Source organism: Streptomyces sp. NPDC101181, assembly GCF_044767975.1.
Taxonomy (GTDB): domain Bacteria; phylum Actinomycetota; class Actinomycetes; order Streptomycetales; family Streptomycetaceae; genus Streptomyces.
Map to the genome: position 1 here is coordinate 1 of NZ_JBIWOX010000014.1, position 20,458 is coordinate 20,458.

The window sequence follows — 20,458 nt, forward strand, 5'->3', positions numbered from 1 at the left end:
GGGGGGTTTGTGGGGGGCCCCGGGCCCGGTCCGCCCCCCCCCGGCCCCCCGCCCCCCCCCGGGCCCGCCCGGGGGGGGCGGGGGGGGCCGCCCCCCCCCGGGGCCGGGAGGAGCGGACCGGGAAGAGCTGTCCGGAGGATCAGGCCGAGGCGCGGCCGGCCGGAGGGCGGTGGTCAGCTGAAGCGGTCGAGCGTGATCAGCGCCTCCTGCGGATCGCCGTCGTGGACGAGCGACTCGTGGGCCCCCACGTCGTCGAAGGCGAATCCGTACGCCTTGCCGTCCACCATCTGCGCGTGGATGTGGCGGGAGTAGTGGTTGGTCACGGAGTCCTTGTAGAAGTTCGCCGCGTTGTTGTCGGGGTGGTTGGTTCCGTTGAGCAGGGTGGAACGGTTGAAGCCCGCGCACAGGGTGCGGGAGATCGGGCCGCGCACCTGGTCGTTGGGGGCGTCCAGGTGCTTGTAGCAGCCGAAGACGCTGTCGGAGTCCGGCTTCTGGAACGAGGTCACGACGGCGCCCGCGCCGTTGGTGAAGTCCATGACGTTGCCCGAAACCCGCCCGTAGTACTTGGTGTTGGGCTCGTGCGCGAACGGGGTCACCGTCAGCACGGATGTGCTGTAACGGCTCCAGACCCGGTTGATGTAGTCGTTCATGATCCCGGCCGGCAGGGCACCGCTCCCGACACCGTGCCCCGGGGACAGGGCGCGCAGCACCGTTCCGTCGGACCGGGTCTGGATCAGGCCGGACCAGCCGCCGGACTGGTTCCGGAGGTTGTTGAACACCGCGTTGTAGCCGCCCTGCTTGAGCTTGCCGGTGCTCCTGACGGCCCCGCCGGGCGCCCTGACACCCACGGAGTACGGGGCGGAGAACATGTCGACCTGGGTGCTGTTGATCCACAGACCCGCGTCGTTGAGCGTGTACTCGGTCCAGTTGAACAGGATGTTCCTGTTCGGATCGCTGGGGTTCTGCACCGCGGGCTGCACGAGACCGCCGGTGGTGACCTTGAACACGAGCTTCTGACCGTACGAGAAGTAGACACGGCCGGAGAACTTCGGCATCCGGATCGTCACCGACTGCCCGTTGCGCGGTCCGGCGATCGACGCGTCCGGGGCCGGGGTGGGCGGGTTGCCCCCGGCCGGCCAGGGGTGGAAGGTCCCGTTCGCGTCCGCCCAGCCCTGGCGGCCGGTGGAGAGCTGCGTTCCGAGGTTGTAGATGTAGATCTGGTCCGCGCGTCCCGAGTCGTTCTTGATGGTCAGCGGGATGGTCGCGGGCACCGCCGCCTCGGCCGGGGTCTGGGCGACCCCGGTGGTGAGGCCCAGGGCCAGGGCCAGGGCGGCGGTCAGCGCACCGAGGCATCTTCGTAGAGCGGGCATGCTCGTCCTCCTCGTGGGGCGGAAGCGGGGGTGGAGCGGGGGCACATCACCTGGAGTCGCCTGGAGCATGAGAGCGCTCTCAGAATCCTGCCGGGGGCGGTCGCTGTCAACGAGCCTGTCTCAACTTGTTGAACTCGTACGGGAGATGGGCCGGTCTGCGCCCTGCGGGGCCTACGGCCGCCGAAGCTTCGGATCTCGCCCTTCGGGCGCTTCGGGCGCGCGCTTCCGGCGCCCCGGACCACGCCCTTCCGGGGGTCCGGGCACGCGCTCACGGGTCCGCCGGCCTCGCCTTCCGGTTCCGTCGGCCTCGGGAGGATGCCGCTGGCCCCGGGATTCCGCCGTCGGTTAGCGTCCGGTCAGCGACGCGCGCGAGCCGAGCGGGAGGGAGTGACCGTGGTGACGGATGTGATCGTGGTGGGCGGCGGGGTCATCGGTCTCACCACCGCCGTGACGCTGGCCGAACGCGGAGCGCGGGTGCGGGTGTGGTCGCGGGACCCCGCCGGGGCGACGACCTCCGCGGTGGCGGGTGCGCTGTGGTGGCCGTACCGGATCGAACCGGCGGACCGGGTCGGCGCCTGGTCCCTGGCGACGCTCGCGGTGTACGAGCGGCTGGCCGCCGCTCCGGAGGAGACCGGCGTACGGCTGGTGCCGGGTCTGCACGGCGGGGAGCGGTTCGCCGCGCTGGGGGCCTGGGCGGCGGAGCTGAGGGGCGCGGTGGAGGTGCCCGAGGGGCTGCGGGTCACGCTGCCGCTGCTGGACATGCCGGTGCATCTGGCGTGGCTGGAGCGGCGGTTGACGGCGGCGGGCGGGGCGGTCGAGCGGCGGGCGGTGGCGGGGTTCGACGAGGCGGCGGAGGTGAGTCCGGTGGTCGTGAACTGCACCGGGCTGGGGGCGGCCGGGCTGGTGCCCGACGCGGGGGTGCGGCCGGTGCGCGGACAGCTGGTCCTGGTGGAGAACCCGGGGATCGACGAGTGGTTCACGCGGGCCGATCCGGGCTCCGCCGCGACGACGTACTTCTTCCCGCAGCCGGGGCGGCTGGTGCTGGGCGGCACGGCCGAGGCGGACGACCCCCGCCCGGAGCCCGACCCCGGGACCGCCCGGGAGATCGTGGCGCGGTGCGCCGTCGTACGCCCGGAGATCGCCGGGGCCCGGGTGCTCGGACACCGGGTGGGACTGCGTCCGGCGCGGGAGGCGGGGGTCCGGATCGAGGCGGAGCCCCTGCGGGACGGCGGTCGGCTGGTCCACAACTACGGCCACGGCGGCGCGGGGGTGACCGTGGCCTGGGGGTGCGCGCGGGCGGCGGCGGCGCTGGTGGGGTGAGCCGACGAGACACCCCCGGGCCGGGCGCGGCACCACCGGGCCGAGCACGGCGTCCCTAGGCCGGGCGCGGCACCACCGGGCCGAGCACGGCGTCCCCGGGCCGGGCGCGGCACCACCGGGCCGAGCACGGCGTCCCCGGGCCGGGCGCGGCACCACCGGGCCGAGCACGGCGTCCACGGGCCGGCCGGCGTGGCACCACCGGGCCGAGCACGGCGTCCACGGGCCGGGCGCGGCGTCCACGGGCCGGGCTCGGCACCACCCGGACACGGCCGGAGCCCGCGACCGGCGGGCGGTCGCGGGCTCCGGGCGTGGTGCGGCGGGGTGGTCAGTCGGTGGGGCGCTTGTCCACCGAGGTGGCCGTGGAACCCGAGCCGCCCGGCTCACCCGACTCGTGCTTGTGGCGCTCGTCCGTGACCGGCGCGGCGCCGGGGCCGATGCGGATCTCGAAGTCGCCGTCGTACTTGGCGTGCCCCTCGATCACCGCGGACTCGACCGCCTCCACACCGAACTCCTCGCGGACGATCTGCGGGTCCCTGCGCAGGTCGCGCATCAGGGCGACGCACATGAGAATCATCACCACGGTGAAGGGCGCGGCGACCAGGATGGTGAGGTTCTGGAGCCCCTCCAGGGCGTTCTCCTTGCCGTCCCCGATGAGCAGCATGATCGCGGCCACGGCACCGGTGACGACACCCCAGAAGATGACGACGTACTTCCCCGGTTCGAGAACGCCCTTCTGGGAGAGCGTGCCCATGACGATCGAGGCGGCGTCCGCGCCCGAGACGAAGAAGATGCCGACCAGGACCATCACGAGGATGCAGGTGGCGGTGGCGATCGGGAACTCCTGAAGGACGCCGAAGAGCTGCGCCTCGGGAGTGTCCGCCCCGGTGAGCTTGTCGGCCTGGTCGAGCTTCATGGCGGAACCGCCGAAGACGGCGAACCAGATCAGGCTGACGGTGCTGGGGACCAGGATGACGCCGCCGACGAACTGGCGGATCGTGCGGCCGCGGCTGATCCTGGCGATGAACATGCCGACGAAGGGCGTCCAGGAGATCCACCAGGCCCAGTAGAAGACCGTCCAGCCGCCCAGCCATTCGGCCACCTCGCCGCCGCCGGTCGCCTCGGTGCGTCCGACGAGCTGACCGAGGTCGCTGAGGTAGGCGCCGAGCGAGGTGGGCAGCAGGTCGAGCACGAAGATCGTGGGACCGGCGATGAAGACGAAGACCACCAGGAGCAGCGCCAGCACCATGTTGATGTTGGACAGCCACTGGATGCCCTTCTCCACACCCGACACGGCGGAGGCGATGAAGGCGACTGTCAGGACGGCGATGATGGTGACGAGCAGGCCGGTCCCGGCCTTGGTCATCCAGTCCAGTTCCTGGATTCCGCTGCCGATCTGGAGCGCGCCGAGGCCCAGCGAGGCCGCCGAGCCGAAGAGCGTCGCGAAGATGGCCAGGATGTCGATGACGCGCCCGACGCCGCCGTAGGCGTGCCGCTTGCCGATCAGCGGCTCGAAGACCGCGCTGATGGTCTGCCGCCTGCGCATCCGGTAGGCGCTGTAGGCGATGGCCAGACCGACCACCGCGTAGATGGCCCACGGGTGGAGCGTCCAGTGGAAGAGGGTGGTGGCCATGGCCGTCTGCATGGCCTCGGCCGCGTCCGCCGGGTCGGTGCCGGGCGGCGGGGTACGGAAGTGGGCCAGTGGCTCGCTGACACCGTAGAACATCAGGCCGATGCCCATACCGGCGCTGAACATCATCGCGATCCACGAGATGGTCCGGAACTCCGGCCCCTCGCCCTCCTGGCCGAGGGTGATCTTCCCGTAGCGGCTGACGGCGAGCCACAGGGCGAAGATCACGAAGCCGGTGGCGGCGAGCATGAAGGCCCAGCCACCGTTGTGGATCAGCCCGGTGAGCAGCTTGCCGGAGACCTTCTCCAGGGAGTCGGTCGCCGTCGCACCCCAGATGACGAAGGCGAGGGTGAGGATCGCCGTGACGCCGAAGACCACCCGGTCGGTGGTCGGGGCACTGTTGCTGGCCGGCTCAGGGGGGAGGTCCGCCGTGACCGGCAGCACCTCCCGCCCGTCCGTGGTCTGGTCATCCTGGGACACAAGGGCACCTTTCGGAAAGTCTTGAAAACGCTCTCCGTAGGCAGTACCACACCTGCCCGGGATCCAGAAGGATCAACAAGCCGTTATCGGTTGACCGTTTGCGAAGTGATATGTCGCGCGCTGATCGAGAAGCAGCGGAATCAGGTTGCGAGCAGACTGACGCAACGGCACAAACACGCCATCTCTCCTCTGTTCAACCCGGACGCCATGGAGAGCCAGTTCGTCCCGCACGTCCTTGTACGCGGCCGCGTCCAGCCGGTAGCCGCACGGCGGGTCGGCGAGGATCTCGTCGGGCTCGGCCGGGTCGTTGTCGGCGCCGCCGAGGTGGACGGGGCCCCGGTAGGCGAGTCCGGCCAGCCGCGAGAGGGCGGTGGCCCCCCGGAGCCGGGCGTGCTGCTCGACGGTGAAGTCGAACAAGCCGCCGAGCGCTGTCACCTGGGAGTGCACCCTGCGCCGCTGGTTGAGCGCCGGATCGGCCTTCTCCGCCGCGCTCAGCGCGTCGACCCGGGACTCGATGAGCAGACCGGCCGCGTGCTTGAGCCCGGAGGCGTTGCGCAGGATGCGCTCCTGGCCGTCGCCCGCGGTCTGCTTGACGGGCTCGCCGGTGGCGGGATCGGTCCAGATGCCGTAGTGCCCGCTGCTGTAACCGCCGGCTGTCGCGGCGGTGCGGACGTAGCGTTCGGAAAGGGTCCGTGAGGCCTGGTGGACCCGGTCGTGGACGTTGAGGTTCCGGGGCCAGAGGACGAACAGGTCCTTGTCGTAGTACGGCGGGGTCGCGCCGTACTCGTGCAAGTCGTAGATCACGTCCGGCCGTTCGTCGCGCACGACGGCGGCGACCGCCCGTGCCTCCGCGGTCTCCAGGGCGATGTGGTCGCGGTTCACGTCCACGCCGTCGGCATTGCCCCGGGTGTCCGCGGCCCGCCCGTCGGGGTTGGCCGTGGGCAGTACCAGCAGGCGCGTACGGGAGAGCAGGGCGCGGGTCTCCCGGTCCTCGGCGAAGGCCAGGTCCCGCAGCGTGGTCAGACACGCCTCACGCCCGGCGGGCTCGTCCCCGTGCTGGCTGCACACCAGCAGCACGGTGGTGGCGGCGGGGCGCTGCCGGCCGATCTGTACGAGGTTCAGGGGCCGCCCCTCGCCCGTCGTGCCGATCCGCTCCAGGGAGACCCGGTCGCTCCCCCGGTCCACCGCCGCGAGGAACGCCCGCTCCTCCCCCTCGTCGGTCCAGCGGGCCCCCTCGCTCGTCTCGAACCCGGTGCGCGGCGGGGGCGGCGCGGCTTCGGCGGGCGCGATGGCGAAGGGAACGGCCAGCGCGGCCAGCGCCGCCGCCACCACCGCCCGGCGCCTCGCCCGCACGGCGCGGAACGGCGCGGCGCCCTCCGGCCGTACGGCGCTCTGCGGCCGGGAGGGCCCCGGGACCGGCGCGAGCCAGGGGTGCGGGCTGAGCATGCGGAGTGCGCGGGCGACGCGAGGGTTCATCGGTGGCTGCCTCCCGTACGGGGGCGGACACCAAGATGCCCGCCGGGCCTGTCGGCGTGAGCGGACGTTACCTTGGTCAACTCCCTTGCGACAGAGGGCCATGACCGCACCCGGTGGTGTCGTCCGCACGGCCGCCCGTGACGACGGAATGGCGATCGTGTGACAGGACCGCCCGGGAGCGCCCGCGATCCCTACTACCCGGCCGGCGGAAACGGCGGCTACGACGTCTCCCACTACGACCTGCGGCTGAAGTACCAGCCCACGACCGACCTGCTGGAGGGCACGGCGACGATCATCGCCACCGCCACGCAGGATCTGACCCGCTTCAACCTCGACTTCGGCCTCGCCGTCTCCGAGGTGCGGGTGGGCGGCAAGAAGGCCCGGTTCGCCACCAGCGGGGACCACGAGCTGGAGGTCACCCCGGCGGACCCGCCGGCGAAGGGCGGTCCCGTCGCGGTCGTCGTCCGGTACGCGGGCAAGCCCTCCGAGCTGAAGATCAACGGCTGGACCGCGTGGGCCAGGACCCCGGACGGCGGGGTCGCCGCACAGGAGCCGGAGTCGGCCGTGTGGTGGTACCCGAGCAACGACCACCCGCTCGACAAGGCCACGTACGACATCTCGGTCTCCGTGCCGGACGGCACCCAGGCGATCAGCAACGGGGTTCTCCAGTCGCAGAGTTCGAAGCTGGGCCGGACGCGGTTCACGTGGCGCTCCGACAAGCCGCAGGCCACGTATCTGTCGACGCTGGCGATCGGCAGGTTCGACATCACCACCGACCGGACCGCCGACGGCCCGCCGGTGCTCAACGCCTACAGCAAGGATCTCGGCCCCCACGCCGGTGCGGCCCGCGCGAGCATCGAGCGGACCACCGAGGTCGCCGAGTGGCTGACCGGGGTGTTCGGACGACGGGTGGAAGGACACTGGATCAAAGAGGGCTTCGCCCGCTACAGCCAGTGGCTGTGGTCGGAGAAGGAGGGCGAGGGCACCGCGCAGGAACTGGCGGACCACGCCTACGCCCAGCACCCGGCCGACGACCCGTTCTGGGAGGTCGAGCCGGGCGACCCCGGTCCGGACGACCAGTTCGACATCGCCGTCTACGACCGGGGCTCGCTGGCCCTCCAGGCGCTGCGCAACGAGGTCGGTGAGGACACCGTGCATGACCACGGAGACCGGGGCGGCCACGCGGGGCACTCCGGTCAGGATGGGCACAGCGGACACGCCCGGCACGACGCCCGGGGCCGCACGGGCACCGGGCACCGCTGACGGGGGACGCGCCCCGGGTGCGTCGGAGCGGGCAGCGGTCAGCCGTTCCGCCGCGCTCGGGCGCGCCACGCGGCGCGGGCTTCCCGCGCCCTCGGCAGGTAGCGCAGCCGCGCGGGCAGGGCGGGCACCACACACCGCAGTACCGCGCACATCCGCCGCAGCCGCCTCTCCTGACCCGCGGTCCACGGCAGGCCGATCGCGGCGCGGGCGTCGGGCGGCATGAGCCCGATGGTGACGAAGCGCCGGAAGCGGGCCAGCGGCGGCAGCAGCACCGGCCACACACCCCGTAGTGCGAGCCGGAGCGGCCAGGGCCCCCGGTCGGGTGCGGGGACGGGCTGGTCGGTGGCGACCAGTTCCCGGACGACGGGGGTGGCCTCGACCTCCCCGGCGAGCGCCTTCTGCCAGTACGGCCAGAACTCCTCGATGGTCGGGGGCATGTCCCGGTCGTGGAGGCCGAGGATCCGGCCGACCTGGAGCCACTCCCGGTAGAGCGCGCGCTCCTGGGCGGGGCTCAGGGGCCGGATCAGATAGCGGGCGGCGTGGCGGTAGACGGGGAACCCGGTGGCGTGCACCCAGGCGTAGTGCGCGGGCGTCAGGGCGTGGTAGGAGCGGCCCCGGGTGTCCGTGCCCCGGATGGTGCGGTGGAGCCGCCGCAGCCTGCGGCCCTCCGCGGCGGCCTCCGGGCCGCCGTAGACCCAGAGCTGGAGCGAGCGCAGCGAGCGTTCGCCGCGCCCCCAGGGGTCCGTACGGAAGACGGAGTGCTCGTCCACGCCCGCGCCCACGGCCGGGCGGGCGACCTGGAGGGTGAGGGCGGCGGGCAGCATCAGCAGGGCGCGGATGTCCCCGGACAGGCTCCAGAGCACGCCGCCCGGCGGCGGCGGCAGGGGGTCCGTCTCGTCGCTCATCCCGGGCTCCCGCCGTGGTGGCGGGCCTGCCGTGCGCGGCCCGCTCCTTCTGCCTCCATGATCCCGCACCCCGGGCGGCCCGCGGGGTGGACGGGGTCGGCCCGGTGGCGGACACTTTCACAGTGCTGGTGAGACACCGGCACTGTCCGACACGAGCTCGATCGCGGGGAGCAGGGATGGGAACGGGGACCGACGGGCCGACGCTCACGGTGGACGAGCTGGCGGCGCGGGCCGGGGTCACCGTGCGCACCGTGCGGTTCTACAGCACCCGGGGCCTGTTGCCGCCCCCGGCCATCGGACCGCGCCGGGTCGGGCACTACGGACCCGACCACCTCTCGCGGCTCGCGCTGATCGAGGAGCTCCAGCACCAGGGCATGACCCTGGCGGCGATCGAACGCTATCTGGAGCAGCTGCCGCCCGACCTGAGCGCCCACGATCTGGCGATCCACCGGGCCCTGGTCGCGGCCTGGGCCCCGGACACGGCGGAGGACATGAGCCGGGCCGAGCTGGAGCGGCGGGCCGGGCGGGCGCTGTCGGAGGCGGACGTGGAGCGGCTGGCGGCGATGGGCGTGCTGGTCCGGCCGGAGGGGGGTCGCGGGGCGTACCGGGTGGATCCGGGGCTGCTGCGGCTCGGGGTGGAACTGCTGGACGTGCCCGTCGCCCACGAGACGATCCTCGCGGCCCGGACCGTGCTGCTGGAGCACACCCGCTCCGCCGCCCAGGAGCTGACCCGGCTGTTCCGGGACGAGGTGTGGAACCCCTACCGGGAGCGCGAGGGCGATCCGGAGCACGTGGCGGCGATGAAGTCGCTGTCGGCCCATATGCAACCCATCGTCGTGCAGGCGCTGGTGACGGCCTTTCAGCGGTCGCTGAAGGAGGAGCTGCGGGCCGCGTTCACCGCGGAGTGACGGTGGACGCGGCCCGGACACCGGCCCGCGGCTCAGTCGTGGAAGGTCTCGCCCTTCTCCGCCTTCTCCACCAGCAGCGCGGGCGGCAGGAATCGGTCGCCGTAGCGGTCGGCCAGCTCACGGGCGCGGGCCACGAAGCCGGGCAGGCCGCCCTGGTAGCCGTTGATGTACTGGAGGACGCCGCCGGTCCACGGCGGGAAGCCGATGCCCATGATGGAGCCGATGTTGGCGTCGGCGACGGAGATGAGGACGTTCTCCTCCAGGCAGCGGACACTGTCCAGCGCCTCGGAGAAGAGCATCCGCTCCTTCATGTCCTCGAACGGCACGTCCGCGTCGGGCCGGGTGAAGTGCTCGCGCAGGCCGGGCCAGAGGCCGGTGCGCCTGCCGTCCTCGTCGTAGTCGTAGAAGCCCGCTCCCCCGCTGCGGCCGGTGCGCCGGAACTCGTCGACCATGCGGTCGATGACGGCGTCGGAGGGGTGTCCGGGCCAGGCGCCGCCCGCTTCCTCCACCGCCCGCCTGGTCTCGTCGCGGATCTTCCGGGGCAGGGTCAGGGTCAGCTCGTCCATCAGGGAGAGGACCTTGGCCGGGTAGCCGGACTGGGCGGCGGCCTGCTCGATCGACGCGGGCTCCACGCCCTCACCGACCATCGCGACGCCCTCGTTGATGAACTGGCCGATAACGCGCGAGGTGAAGAAGCCGCGTGAGTCGTTGACGACGACCGGGGTCTTCTTGATGCGCCGCACCAGGTCGAAGGCGCGGGCCAGCGCCACCTCGCCGGTCCGCTCGCCCTTGATGATCTCGACCAGCGGCATCTTGTCGACCGGTGAGAAGAAGTGCAGCCCGATGAAGTCCGCCGGGCGGGAGACGCCTTCGGCGAGGACCGTGATCGGGAGGGTGGAGGTGTTGGAGCAGAGCAGCGCGTCCGGCTCGACGACGTCCTGGATCTCCTGGAACACCTTGTGCTTGAGGGTGGTGTCCTCGAAGACGGCCTCGATCACCGCGTCGCAGCCCGCGAGGTCGGCGACCTCGCCGGTGGGGGTGATCCGGGCCAGCAGCTCGTCGCGCGCGGCCTCGGTCGTACGTCCCCGGGAGAGCGCCTTGGCGAGCAGCTTCTCGCTGTAGGCCTTGCCCTGTGCGGCGGCCTCGGTGGAGACGTCCTTGAGGACCACGTCGATCCCGGCCCTGGCGCAGGAGTAGGCGATGCCCGCGCCCATCATCCCGGCGCCGAGCACGGCGACCTTGCGGACGGGGCGCTCGGGGACGTCCTGGGGTCGGCTAGCCCCGGAGTTGACGGCCTGGAGGTCGAAGAAGAACGCCTGGATCATGTTCTTCGCGACCTGGCCGGTGACCAGCTCGGTGAAGTAGCGGGCCTCGATGGTCAGGGCGGTCTCGAAGTCGACCTGGGAGCCCTCGACGGCCGCCGCCAGGATGTTGCGCGGTGCGGGCATCGGCGCCCCCGCGAGCTGCTTCTTCAAGTTGGCGGGGAACGCGGGGAGGTTGGCCGCGAACTTCGGGTGGGACGGGGTGCCGCCCGGGATGCGGTAGCCCTTGACGTCCCACGGCTGCTGGGACTCCGGGTTGGCGTCGATGAAGGCGCGGGCCTTGTCGAGCATCTCCTCGCGGGTGGCGGCGACCTCGTGGACGAGGCCGTTCTCCAGGGCGCGCCGCGGGGTGTACTGGGTGCCCTGGAGGAGCACCTTGAGCAGGGCGTCGGCGATGCCCATGAGGCGGACGGTGCGGGTGACACCGCCGCCCGCCGGGAGCAGGCCGAGGGTGACTTCGGGCAGCCCGATGCGGGAGCCGGGGGTGTCGAGCGCGATGCGGTGGTGGGCGGCGAGCGCGATCTCGTAACCGCCGCCGAGGGCTGCGCCGTTGAGGGCGGCGACGACGGGCTTGCCGAGGGTCTCGATGCGGCGCAGCGACTTCTTGATGGCGGTGCCGGTGTCGAAGGCGGCCTGGGCGTTCTCCGGGCCGACCTTGATCATGTCCTTGAGGTCGCCGCCCGCGAAGAAGGTCTTCTTGGCGGAGGTGTAGATGATGCCGCGGATGGTGTCCTTCTCGGCCTCGGCGCGGTCGGCGACGGCCGCGATGGAGTCCTTGAAGGCCTGGTTCATCGTGTTGGCGGACTGGTCGGGGTCGTCCAGGACGAGGGTGACGACGCCGGTCTCGTCCTGTTCCCAGCGGATGGTGGTGCTCTCGGTCATGTCGGTGTCTTCTCCGTAGGCGGGGGTGGCCGGGCTGGGAGCGGTCAGACGCGTTCGACGACGGTCGCGACGCCCATGCCGCCGCCGACGCAGAGGGTGACCAGGCCGAACCGCTGGTCGCGGCGCTCCAGTTCGTCGATGACCGTGCCGAGGATCATCGCGCCGGTCGCGCCGAGGGGGTGGCCGAGCGCGATGGCTCCGCCGTTGACGTTGACCTTGTCCAGGCTGAGGCCCATGTCCCTGACGAAGCGCAGGACGACTCCGGCGAAGGCCTCGTTGATCTCGACCAGGTCGATGTCGTCGATGGTGAGACCGGCCTTGGCGAGCGCCTTGCGGGTGGCGGGAGCCGGTCCGGTGAGCATGATGGTGGGCTCGGAGCCGGAGACGGCCGCGGAGACGATCCGGGCGCGCGGGGTGAGGCCGTAGCGCTCGCCGACCTCCTTCGAGCCGATGGCGACGAGGGCGGCGCCGTCCACGATGCCGGAGGAGTTGCCCGCGTGGTGGACGTGGTCGATCTTCTCGACCCAGTGGTACTTCTGGAGCGCCACCGCGTCGAAGCCGCCCATGTCGCCGATGGCGGCGAAGGACGGCTTGAGCCCGGCGAGGGAGTCGGCGGTGGTGCCGGGGCGCAGGTGCTCGTCGCGGTCCAGGACCAGCAGGCCGTTGCGGTCCTTGACGGGGACGACGGAGCGGGCGAAGCGGCCGTCCTTCCAGGCCGCGGCGGCGCGGTCCTGGGAGAGCGCGGCGTACTCGTCCACGTCGCGGCGGCTGAAGCCCTCGATGGTGGCGATGAGGTCGGCGCCGATGCCCTGCGGGGCGAAGCCGGTCTCGAAGCTGGTCATCGGGTCCATCGCCCAGGCCCCGCCGTCGGAGCCCATCGGCACCCGGGACATCGACTCGACGCCCCCGGCGAGCACCAGGTCCTCCCAGCCCGAACGGACCTTCGCGGCGGCCAGGTTGACCGCTTCCAGGCCCGAGGCACAGAAGCGGTTCTCCTGGACGCCCGCGACGGTGTCGGGGAGTCCGGCGGCGATGGCGGCGATCCGGGCGATGTCGGAGCCCTGGTCGCCGAGGGGGCTGACCACGCCGAGGACGATGTCGTCGATCGCGGCCGGGTCGAGATCCGGGAAGCGGCCCCGGAGTTCGTGGATGAGGCCGACGACCAGGTCGATCGGCTTGGTGCCGTGCAGGGCGCCGTTGGCCTTGCCGCGGCCGCGCGGGGTGCGGATCGCGTCGTAGACGAATGCTTCGGTAGTCAATTCAGCTGCCTTTCGGGGGTGGTGGGGGCGGGAGGTCCGGGGCTCAGGCGAGCAGCGAGCGGCCGATGATCTCCTTCATGATCTCCGTGGTGCCGCCGTAGATCGTCTGGATGCGGCCGTCTGTGAACGCCTTGGCGACCCGGTACTCGCTCATATAGCCGTAACCGCCGTGGAGTTGCAGGCAGCGGTCGGCGACGCGCTTCTGGAGTTCGGTGGCCCACCACTTGGCCATGGAGGCGTGGACGGCGTCCAGCGTCCCCGCGGAGTGGTCGGCGATGCACCGGTCGAGAAAGGTGCGGGTGACGGCGCACTCGGTGGCCATCTCCGCGATCTCGAAGCGGATGTGCTGGAGTTTGGCGAGCGGACGTCCGAAGGCCTCGCGTTCCTTGACGTACCGCGTGGTGATCTCCAGGAGGTGTTCGGCGGCGGCGATCCCGGCGACCGCTATGCCCATCCGCTCCTGGGCGAGGTTGGTCATCAGGTGGATGAACGCGCCGTCCGGTTCGCCGAGGAGGTTCTCCTTGGGGACGCGCACGTCCTTGAAGAACAACTCGGCGGTGTCCTGGGACTTCTGGCCGATCTTGTCGAGGTTGCGGCCCCGCTCGAAGCCCTCCGCGCCGCGCTCGACCACGAGGAGGGAGAGCCCCTTGGCCCCGCCCTCGGGGGTGGTCCTCGCGACGACGATCACCAGGTCGGCGAGGATGCCGTTGGAGATGAAGGTCTTGGAGCCGTTGAGCAGCCAGTGGTCGCCCCGGTCCTCGGCGGTGGTGCGGATGGCCTGGAGGTCGGAGCCCGCGCCCGGCTCGGTCATCGCGATGGCGGTGATGGTCTCGCCGGTGCAGAAGCCGGGGAGCCAGCGGCGCTTCTGCTCGTCGGTGGCGAGAGAGGTGAGGTAGGGGCCGACGATGTCGTTGTGCAGGCCGACCGCGAGACCGGCGGCCCCGGCGCGGGTGAACTCCTCGGCCAGGACCGCGCTGTAGCGGAAGTCGTCGCTGCCGCCGCCCCCGTACTCCTCCGGGACGGCGAGGCCGAGCAGCCCGGCGCGCCCGGCGGCGAGCCAGGCGTCCCGGGAGACGATGCCGTCCTGCTCCCACTGCTCGTAGTACGGGAGGACCTCCTTGGCCAGGAAGGCCCGGACGGTCTCGCGGAACGCGTCGTGTTCCTCGGTGAAGATCTGCCGTTGCACGGGGTCTCCTAGGGGGTGTCTTGCTGGTCGGGCCGGATGAGGGAGCGGGGTCCGGTGTCGTGCGTCGCCAGGCGGAGGAGGGAGTGGGCGCGGAGCGTCGGAGACCGACGACAACGCCGCGAGGTGCGGCATCAGGCCCCGCGAGCCCGGCATGATCAGCAGGACACCCCCTAGTGGTGAGGGGCGGGCCGGAGCCCGGGGACGTCCCAGTCGGCGGCGACGGCCTCGGTGTCCGCGCCGGGCAGCGCGGGCCCGCCGCGGACGGAGACGGGGGTGGCCGAGAAGCGGGGGGCGGGGGCGGGCTGGGTCAGGCCGCCGTGCTCGACGAAGGTCGCGCGGGCGGCGAGGTGCGGGTGGTGCGGGGCCTCGCGGAGCGAGAGGACGGGGGCGACGCAGGCGTCGGAGCCGTCGAAGAGCGCGGTCCACTCGGCGCGCGTGCGGCTGCGGAAGCGGTCGGCGACGGCGGCGCGCAGTTCGTCCCAGCGGGCCGGGTCGCCCCGGTCGGGGGCGGTGTCCGGGAGGCCGAGGAGGCGGGTGAACTCGGCGTAGAAGCGCTGTTCCAGCGGCCCGACAGCCATGTACTGCCCGTCGGAGGTCTCGTAGCAGCCGTAGAACGGGCAGCCGCCGTCCAGCAGGTTCGCCCCGCGCCGGTCCTGCCAGCCACCCGCGGCGAGCATGCCGTGGATCATCGTGGCGAGGTGGGCGGCGCCGTCCACGATGGCGGCGTCGACCACCTGGCCCTCGCCGTGGGCGCGCGCGTGCTGGAGCGCGGCGAGGACGCCGACGACGAGGTAGAGCGAGCCGCCCGCGTAGTCCCCGAGCAGGTTGGCGGGGACGGTGGGCGGCGCGTCCGGTCCGCCGATCATGGACAGGGTGCCGGTGAGCGCGATGTACGCGATGTCGTGCCCGGCCCGGTCGGCGAGCGGCCCGTCCTGGCCCCAGCCGGTCATCCGCCCGTAGACCAGCCGTGGGTTGCGGGCCAGGCAGGGCCCGGGACCCACGCCGAGCCGTTCCGCGACACCCGGGCGGTAGCCCTCGACGAGGATGTCGGCGCGCTCGACGAGGTCGAGGGCGCGGGCCGCCCCGTCGGCGCTCTTGAGGTCGACCAGGACGGAGCGTTTGCCGCGGTTGGTGAGGTCGTACGCGGGGTCGATGCCGAGCCCCGCCCCGCCGGGACGCTCCACCCGGACGACATCGGCGCCGAGGTCCGCCAGCAGCATCGCCGCGAACGGTCCGGGGCCGATGCCCGCCAGTTCGACCACCCGGACACCGGTCAGCGGTCCGTGCGCGGTGTTGGCCATCCGTGAGCCCCCAGGGGTGTGACACAACCGATGTAACACCCGTGATGCTAAGAAGGCGCCCGGCTCCGCACAACCCCTGCGGCAGAGCAAGCGCTTGGTTCTTCCCCTCGGCGTCCTCCCGCGCCCGCGCCGCCCGGAGGCTCGCCGCCTCGACCGCCTCCGCTAGCCTCTGCCTGCCACGTCGGACCCGTCCCCCAGCCGGAGGTACCCGTGAACAGGCAGAGCGACGCGACCCGCCCCCTGGACATCGTCCTTTTCGGCGCCACCGGTTTCGTGGGGGCGCTGACGGCCGAATACCTGGCCGCCCACGCCACCTCCGGGCTCCGCTGGGCGCTGGCGGGCCGCAGCCGCGACAAGCTGGAGCGGCTGCGGGAGAGGCTCACCGTGACCGCGCCGGGGTGCGCGGACCTCCCGCTGGTGGTGACCGACGCGGACGACGCGAGCGCCCTGGCCGAACTGGCCGCCTCCACCCGGGTGGTGGCCACCACGGTGGGTCCGTTCATCCGGTACGGCGCCAAGCTCGTCGCCGCCTGCGCCGAGGCCGGGACGGACTACGTGGACCTCACCGGCGAGGCGGAGTTCATCGACCGCTCCTATCTCGCGCAGGACACCCGTGCGCGGGAGACCGGGGCGCGCATCGTGCACGCCTGCGGCTTCGACTCCGTGCCGCACGACCTGGGGGCGTACTTCACGGTGCGACAGCTGCCCGAGGGCGTGCCGTTGACCGTCGACGGCTTCGTCCGTACCGACGCGGTGTTCTCCGGCGGGACGTTCGCCTCGGCGCTGACCGTGATGGGCCGGGGCACCCGGATGCCGGCCGCCGCCCGGGAGCGGCGGCTGCACGAGCCGCGCCTGGTGGGCCGCCGCGTCCGCACCCCGCTGGGCCCCCCGCACTTCAGCGGGGCCACGGGGAGCTGGGCGCTTCCGCTGCCGACGGTGGACCCGGCGGTCGTGGGCCGCTCGGCGCGGGCCCTGGAGCGGTACGGACCCGACTTCCGCTACCGGCACTTCGCCTCGGTCAGGACGCTGCCGATGGCCCTCGCCGCCCCGGTGGCGGCCGGCGGGCTGTTCGCCGCCGCGCAGGTGGAGGGCGTACGGGAGTGGCTGACGCGCCGCTACGAGCCGGGGCGGGGGCCGGACGAGGAGCGTCGGGCACGGAGCTGGTTCACGGTCCGGTTCGTCGGCGAGGGCGGCGGACGGCGGGTCTTCACCGAGGTGTCGGGCGGGGACCCGGGCTACGGCGAGACGGCGAAGATCCTCGCCGAGTCGGCGCTCTGCCTCGCCCTGGACGACCTGCCGGAGACCTCCGGTCAGGTCACCACGGCGGTGGCGATGGGCGACACGCTGCTGGAGCGGCTGACGGCGGCGGGGCTGCGCTTCCGGGTGGCGGCGGTGCGGTAGGGGCACGGACACTCGGCCCGGCAGAACCGCCGGGCCGCCGGGCCCCGCCTCACATCTCCTTCAGGGTCCTGCGGCACAGGGCGTCCGCCCGGCGGGTGCTCTCGGGCTGACGGTAGCGGCCGGAGAGACGCAGGATGTGGGCGCAGGCGTTGTCGAGGCCGATGCGGTGGCCCACCGAGACGAAGACGGGGTTGGTGTTCTCCTGGGTGCGCAGGGCGCGGCCCACCACCTCCTCGCCGTCCAGCAGCGGGCTCCCGTCGCCGCGCCGGGGGCCGGGGGCCTCGTAGGTGAAGGTGAACGGGTTCTTGCCGACGCCGATCACCGGCAGCCCGGTGAGCACGCCCAGATGACTGGCGAGCCCGAAGCGGCGCGGGTGGGCGAGCCCGTAGCCGTCGCAGACCAGCAGCCCGGGGCCCTCGGTCAGCCCGGCCAGGGCTTCCAGCACCGCGGGGATCTCCCGGAAGGCCAGCAGGCCGGGAACGTACGGGAAGGGGACCTTGCCGACCGCGGTGGCCTCGTCGACGGTCTCCAGGGTCGCGGCGTCCAGCACCACGGCCGCGGCGACGACGACGTCCCGCTCGTCGTCGTAGGCCACGTCCACCCCGGTGACCAGGCCCGTCCCGGGCTCCGGACCCGGCTCGTCCAGGATCACCCGGTCGCGCAGCCGGTCCTGGATCGCCCGGCCCTCGGCTTCGTCGGCGGGGGTCTCGTGGGCGGGGGTGGAGGAGGTCGTCATGTCCGGCAGCCTATGCGGTGCCGGGCGGGCGTCCGGTACGCGGTCACCGGGGCTCGCGGAGGCGGAACGGGCAGCCCCGGGGGCGTCCCGTAGCCTGCCGGTCATGTTCGTACTCGAATTGACCTACACGGCCCCCGTCGAGCGCGCCGACGCGCTGATGGAGGAGCACGTCGCCTGGCTCGACGCGCAGTACGCGGCGGGCGTGTTCATCGCGTCGGGCCGCAAGAACCCCCGGGACGGCGGGGTGATCCTGGCGGTCGGCGAGGACCGGGCGGCGATCGAGCGGATCACGGCGGCCGACCCCTTCGCCGCGCACGGCGTGTGCGCGTACCGGATCACCGAGTTCATCGTGACGAAGACGGCTCCCGGGCTGGAGCCCTACCGGCAGTAGCCGCCCGGAGGGCCCCGGCCCGCGTCGTGGGTCGGCGGGACCAGGGGGACGCGGTTGTCGGGGCCCGGCCCTGTCGGCGAGCCCGGCGTCAACGGCGGAACGCCCCGGGGCCCGTCGTCGGCTTGCCGCGCGACGCCTGACCCCGGGGCCTGTCCGGGGTGCGTCGCCGCGGGCCGGGCAGGAGTGCGGGGTGTGCGGCCGACCCGGCGCGGTGGAGAAGGAGCGGTGACGCAGCTCACGTCGTACACCGGTGCACGCATCGTGGAGTTCCGACGTCTACTCCCATGCCGGGAACCGTTCACCCAGCCGCGAGAGGGAGCAGGCCGTGTCCAGTGTCATCGAGCAGTCCGTGCAGGCCCGCATGGTCGCGTCCGCGCCGCGGATGGAGACCCTGCCCGCGACTCTTCAGTACGACCGCCGGTATCCCTTCGCCGTACGCATGGCGTTCCCGGCCCCGGCGACCCTGGAGGGCGCGGAGGTGTGCTGGGAGTTCTCCCGCGAGCTGCTGACCGAGGGGGTCGACTCCCCCGCGGGCCAGGGCGACGTGCGGGTGCGGCCGTACGGCTACGAGCGGACGGTGCTGGAGTTCCACGCGCCCGAGGGCATCGCGATGGTCCATGTGCGCACCGAGGAGCTGCGGCGTTTCCTGGAGCGTGCGCAGGAGTTGGTGCCGGTGGGCGACGAGCACCGCCATCTCGATCTGGAGCGGGGCCTGACCGCCCTGCTCGACGGCCCCCGCTGATCCGGCGGCTCGCGGCCGGGCCGTAATCCGGTTGCCGCGCCCGCTGCCCCGCCCTACCTTCGAGATGTCCCTGGTGTCGTCGATCGGAGTGGGACGTTGCTGATCTGAGGTCCTGTGCACACCGTGCAGCGCCCGCCGCGCCTCGTCGTGGCCGGAGCGCCCGGGTGCGATCTCAGCCTCTCCAGCCGTCCTCCGTCCTCCCCTCGACGTACCAGGGAGTTCCGTATGCCCGCGAACGACACCCACATCAGCTGTGCCGCCCTCTCCTTCTCCTGGCCGGACGGCACCGAGGTCTTCCGGGACCTCGAACTGGCCTTCGGCCCCGGCCGCACCGGCCTGATCGGGCTCAACGGGTGTGGCAAATCAACCCTGTTGCGGCTTCTCGCGGGTGAACTCACCCCCGCCGCGGGCCGGGTCACCGTCCGCGGTGAGCTGGGGTACCTCCCGCAGACCGTCGTCCTGGACACCTCCCTGCGGGTCGATCAGGTGCTCGGCGTCGCGGAGCGGCGCGCGGCGCTGGAGGCCGTGGAGTCGGGCGCCGCCACCGAGGAGCACTTCGCGGTGATCGGCGACGACTGGGACGTGGAGGAGCGGGCCCGCGCCATCCTGGACGGGCTCGGTCTGGAGGCCGTGGGGCTCGACCGCACCGTAGGGGAGATGTCGGGCGGCGAGTGCGTCCTGCTGCGGCTCGCCGCGCTGCTGCTGGCCCGGCCGGGGGTGCTGCTGCTCGACGAGCCGACGAACAACCTGGACGCGCACGCCCGGCGGCGGCTGTACGACGCGGTCGACGCCTGGAACGGGGCGCTGCTCGTCGTCAGCCACGACCGGGCGCTGCTGGAGCGGGTCGAGCGGATCGCGGACCTGCGCGAGTCGGCGGTCACCTGGTACGGCGGGAACCTCTCGGCCTACGAGGAGGCACTGGCCGTCGAGCAGGAGGCGGCACGGCGCCTGGTGCGGGCCGCCGAGTCGGACGTCCAGCGGCAGCGGCGCGAACTCGCCGAGGCCCACGTGAAGCTGGCGCGGCGCAAACGCTACGGACAGAAGATGTGGGACACCAAGCGCGAGCCCAAAGTGGTGATGGGGCAGCGTAAACGCTCCGCCCAGGAGTCGGCGGGCAAGCACCGCATCACGCACACCGAACGGCTGGCCACGGCCCGGGAGCGGCTGGACGAGGCGCGGCTCGCGGTGCGGGAGGACGAGGAGATCCGCGTAGAGCTGCCCCGGACCCGGGTGCACCCGGGCACCGACGTGTTGCTGCTGCGCGATCCGGTACCGCCCTACGGACCGCCGCTGCGGGGCGAGTTGACGGTGCGGGGCCCGGAGCGCATCGCGCTGACCGGGCGCAACGGCGCGGGCAAGACGGCGCTGCTCCGGATGATCGCGGGCGAGCTGGCCCCGCTGTCGGGCGAGGCGAGCGTGCTGGTCGGGACGGGGTTCCTGCCGCAGCGCCTCGACGTCCTGGACGACACCGCGTCGGTGGCCCGGAACGTGGCGCGGGCGGCCCCGGAGCGCAGCGAGAACGCGGTCCGGGCGCGGCTGGCGCGGTTTTTGTTCAAGGGGGCGGCGGCGGACCGCCCGGCGGGGACCCTGTCGGGCGGGGAGCGGTTCCGGGCGACCCTGGCGACGCTGCTGCTGGCCGAGCCGGCACCCCGCCTGCTGCTGCTCGACGAGCCGACGAACAGCCTGGACCTGGCGAGCGTACGGCGGCTGTCCGAGGCGCTGGAGGCGTACGAGGGCGCGCTGATCGTCGCGAGTCACGACGTGCCGTTCCTGGAGTCGGCCGGGATCACCCGCTGGCTGCGGCTGGACGGCGAGCTGCGCGACACCACCCCCGAGGAGGTGCGGGCGGGGCATTGAACAGGCCGTGGCCGTAGAGGCGGATCCCCAGA

At 72.9% G+C, this 20,458-nt stretch carries 16 protein-coding genes; 7 read left to right on the plus strand and 9 right to left on the minus strand.

Annotated features, from left to right (window positions below; all coding sequences use genetic code 11):
• Positions 1-173: 173 nt before the first annotated feature.
• Positions 174-1,370 carry a glycoside hydrolase family 64 protein gene (locus ACIRRU_RS20650; RefSeq protein WP_403682519.1) on the minus strand — a complete coding sequence of 399 codons (1,197 nt, stop codon included), beginning with the start codon at positions 1,368-1,370 and terminating at the stop codon, positions 174-176.
• Positions 1,371-1,757: 387 nt separating this feature from the next.
• Here ACIRRU_RS20650 and ACIRRU_RS20655 point away from each other — a divergent pair, with 387 nt between their 5' ends.
• The gene (locus tag ACIRRU_RS20655; RefSeq protein ID WP_403682521.1) at positions 1,758-2,690 is read left to right on the plus strand and encodes an FAD-dependent oxidoreductase; all 933 of its coding nucleotides are present in this window, start codon (positions 1,758-1,760) and stop codon (positions 2,688-2,690) included.
• Positions 2,691-3,015: 325 nt separating this feature from the next.
• Here ACIRRU_RS20655 and ACIRRU_RS20660 read toward each other — a convergent pair whose 3' ends face one another.
• On the minus strand, positions 3,016-4,797 hold the full coding sequence (locus ACIRRU_RS20660; protein WP_363200105.1) for a BCCT family transporter: 1,782 nt from the start codon (positions 4,795-4,797) through the stop codon (positions 3,016-3,018).
• Between the two features lie 72 nt (positions 4,798-4,869).
• Positions 4,870-6,273 (minus strand): M14 family metallocarboxypeptidase, encoded by a 1,404-nt coding sequence (locus tag ACIRRU_RS20665; RefSeq protein WP_403682523.1) that lies wholly within the window; start codon positions 6,271-6,273, stop codon positions 4,870-4,872.
• A 159-nt stretch (positions 6,274-6,432) separates the two neighbouring features.
• Here ACIRRU_RS20665 and ACIRRU_RS20670 point away from each other — a divergent pair, with 159 nt between their 5' ends.
• Positions 6,433-7,536, plus strand: coding sequence for a hypothetical protein (locus tag ACIRRU_RS20670; protein WP_403682526.1), 1,104 nt, complete (start codon positions 6,433-6,435; stop codon positions 7,534-7,536).
• 38 nt (positions 7,537-7,574) lie between these two features.
• Here ACIRRU_RS20670 and ACIRRU_RS20675 read toward each other — a convergent pair whose 3' ends face one another.
• Complete coding sequence (locus ACIRRU_RS20675) at positions 7,575-8,441, minus strand: oxygenase MpaB family protein (protein WP_403682529.1); 867 nt, start codon at positions 8,439-8,441, stop codon at positions 7,575-7,577.
• Positions 8,442-8,617: 176 nt separating this feature from the next.
• Here ACIRRU_RS20675 and ACIRRU_RS20680 point away from each other — a divergent pair, with 176 nt between their 5' ends.
• A complete protein-coding gene (locus ACIRRU_RS20680) occupies positions 8,618-9,349 on the plus strand; it encodes a MerR family transcriptional regulator (protein WP_403682532.1) in 732 nt (243 codons plus the stop codon).
• Between the two features lie 32 nt (positions 9,350-9,381).
• On the opposite strand, the gene ACIRRU_RS20685 is transcribed toward ACIRRU_RS20680, so the two are convergent.
• The 4 genes from ACIRRU_RS20685 to ACIRRU_RS20700 form a co-directional block, all read right to left on the minus strand.
• Positions 9,382-11,553, minus strand: coding sequence for a 3-hydroxyacyl-CoA dehydrogenase NAD-binding domain-containing protein (locus ACIRRU_RS20685; protein ID WP_403682534.1), 2,172 nt, complete (start codon positions 11,551-11,553; stop codon positions 9,382-9,384).
• A gap of 44 nt (positions 11,554-11,597) precedes the next feature.
• Complete coding sequence (locus ACIRRU_RS20690) at positions 11,598-12,812, minus strand: acetyl-CoA C-acetyltransferase (protein ID WP_363200111.1); 1,215 nt, start codon at positions 12,810-12,812, stop codon at positions 11,598-11,600.
• A gap of 43 nt (positions 12,813-12,855) precedes the next feature.
• Positions 12,856-13,998 (minus strand): acyl-CoA dehydrogenase family protein, encoded by a 1,143-nt coding sequence (locus tag ACIRRU_RS20695; protein ID WP_403682537.1) that lies wholly within the window; start codon positions 13,996-13,998, stop codon positions 12,856-12,858.
• Positions 13,999-14,168: 170 nt separating this feature from the next.
• Complete coding sequence (locus ACIRRU_RS20700; RefSeq protein ID WP_363200113.1) at positions 14,169-15,299, minus strand: CaiB/BaiF CoA-transferase family protein; 1,131 nt, start codon at positions 15,297-15,299, stop codon at positions 14,169-14,171.
• Positions 15,300-15,509: 210 nt separating this feature from the next.
• Here ACIRRU_RS20700 and ACIRRU_RS20705 point away from each other — a divergent pair, with 210 nt between their 5' ends.
• Positions 15,510-16,700, plus strand: a complete 1,191-nt coding sequence (locus ACIRRU_RS20705) for a saccharopine dehydrogenase family protein (RefSeq protein WP_403682539.1) — start codon at positions 15,510-15,512, stop codon at positions 16,698-16,700.
• A gap of 49 nt (positions 16,701-16,749) precedes the next feature.
• Here the strand turns inward: ACIRRU_RS20705 and ACIRRU_RS20710 are convergent, their stop codons facing one another.
• Entirely contained in the window at positions 16,750-17,436 is a 687-nt protein-coding gene (locus tag ACIRRU_RS20710) for an endonuclease V (RefSeq protein ID WP_363200115.1), read from the minus strand.
• 103 nt (positions 17,437-17,539) lie between these two features.
• Between ACIRRU_RS20710 and ACIRRU_RS20715 the strand changes: the two genes are divergently transcribed.
• From ACIRRU_RS20715 to ACIRRU_RS20725, 3 genes are all read left to right on the plus strand, one after another.
• A complete protein-coding gene (locus tag ACIRRU_RS20715; protein WP_363200116.1) occupies positions 17,540-17,827 on the plus strand; it encodes a YciI family protein in 288 nt (95 codons plus the stop codon).
• Positions 17,828-18,152: 325 nt separating this feature from the next.
• Positions 18,153-18,569, plus strand: coding sequence for an SsgA family sporulation/cell division regulator (locus tag ACIRRU_RS20720; protein WP_403682542.1), 417 nt, complete (start codon positions 18,153-18,155; stop codon positions 18,567-18,569).
• Positions 18,570-18,794: 225 nt separating this feature from the next.
• Positions 18,795-20,426 (plus strand): ABC-F family ATP-binding cassette domain-containing protein, encoded by a 1,632-nt coding sequence (locus tag ACIRRU_RS20725; RefSeq protein ID WP_403682544.1) that lies wholly within the window; start codon positions 18,795-18,797, stop codon positions 20,424-20,426.
• Positions 20,427-20,458: the final 32 nt, after the last annotated feature.

Excerpts from the sequence above, each read along its gene's own strand:
- ACIRRU_RS20650 (WP_403682519.1), bottom strand. The coding sequence starts at position 1,370 with ATGCCCGCTCTACGAAGATGCCTCGGTGCGCTGACCGCCGCCCTGGCC.
- ACIRRU_RS20665 (WP_403682523.1), bottom strand. The coding sequence starts at position 6,273 with ATGAACCCTCGCGTCGCCCGCGCACTCCGCATGCTCAGCCCGCACCCC.
- ACIRRU_RS20675 (WP_403682529.1), bottom strand. The coding sequence starts at position 8,441 with ATGAGCGACGAGACGGACCCCCTGCCGCCGCCGCCGGGCGGCGTGCTC.
- ACIRRU_RS20680 (WP_403682532.1), top strand. The coding sequence starts at position 8,618 with ATGGGAACGGGGACCGACGGGCCGACGCTCACGGTGGACGAGCTGGCG.
- ACIRRU_RS20685 (WP_403682534.1), bottom strand. The coding sequence starts at position 11,553 with ATGACCGAGAGCACCACCATCCGCTGGGAACAGGACGAGACCGGCGTC.
- ACIRRU_RS20700 (WP_363200113.1), bottom strand. The coding sequence starts at position 15,299 with ATGGCCAACACCGCGCACGGACCGCTGACCGGTGTCCGGGTGGTCGAA.
- ACIRRU_RS20710 (WP_363200115.1), bottom strand. The coding sequence starts at position 17,436 with ATGACGACCTCCTCCACCCCCGCCCACGAGACCCCCGCCGACGAAGCC.
- ACIRRU_RS20715 (WP_363200116.1), top strand. The coding sequence starts at position 17,540 with ATGTTCGTACTCGAATTGACCTACACGGCCCCCGTCGAGCGCGCCGAC.
- ACIRRU_RS20725 (WP_403682544.1), top strand. The coding sequence starts at position 18,795 with ATGCCCGCGAACGACACCCACATCAGCTGTGCCGCCCTCTCCTTCTCC.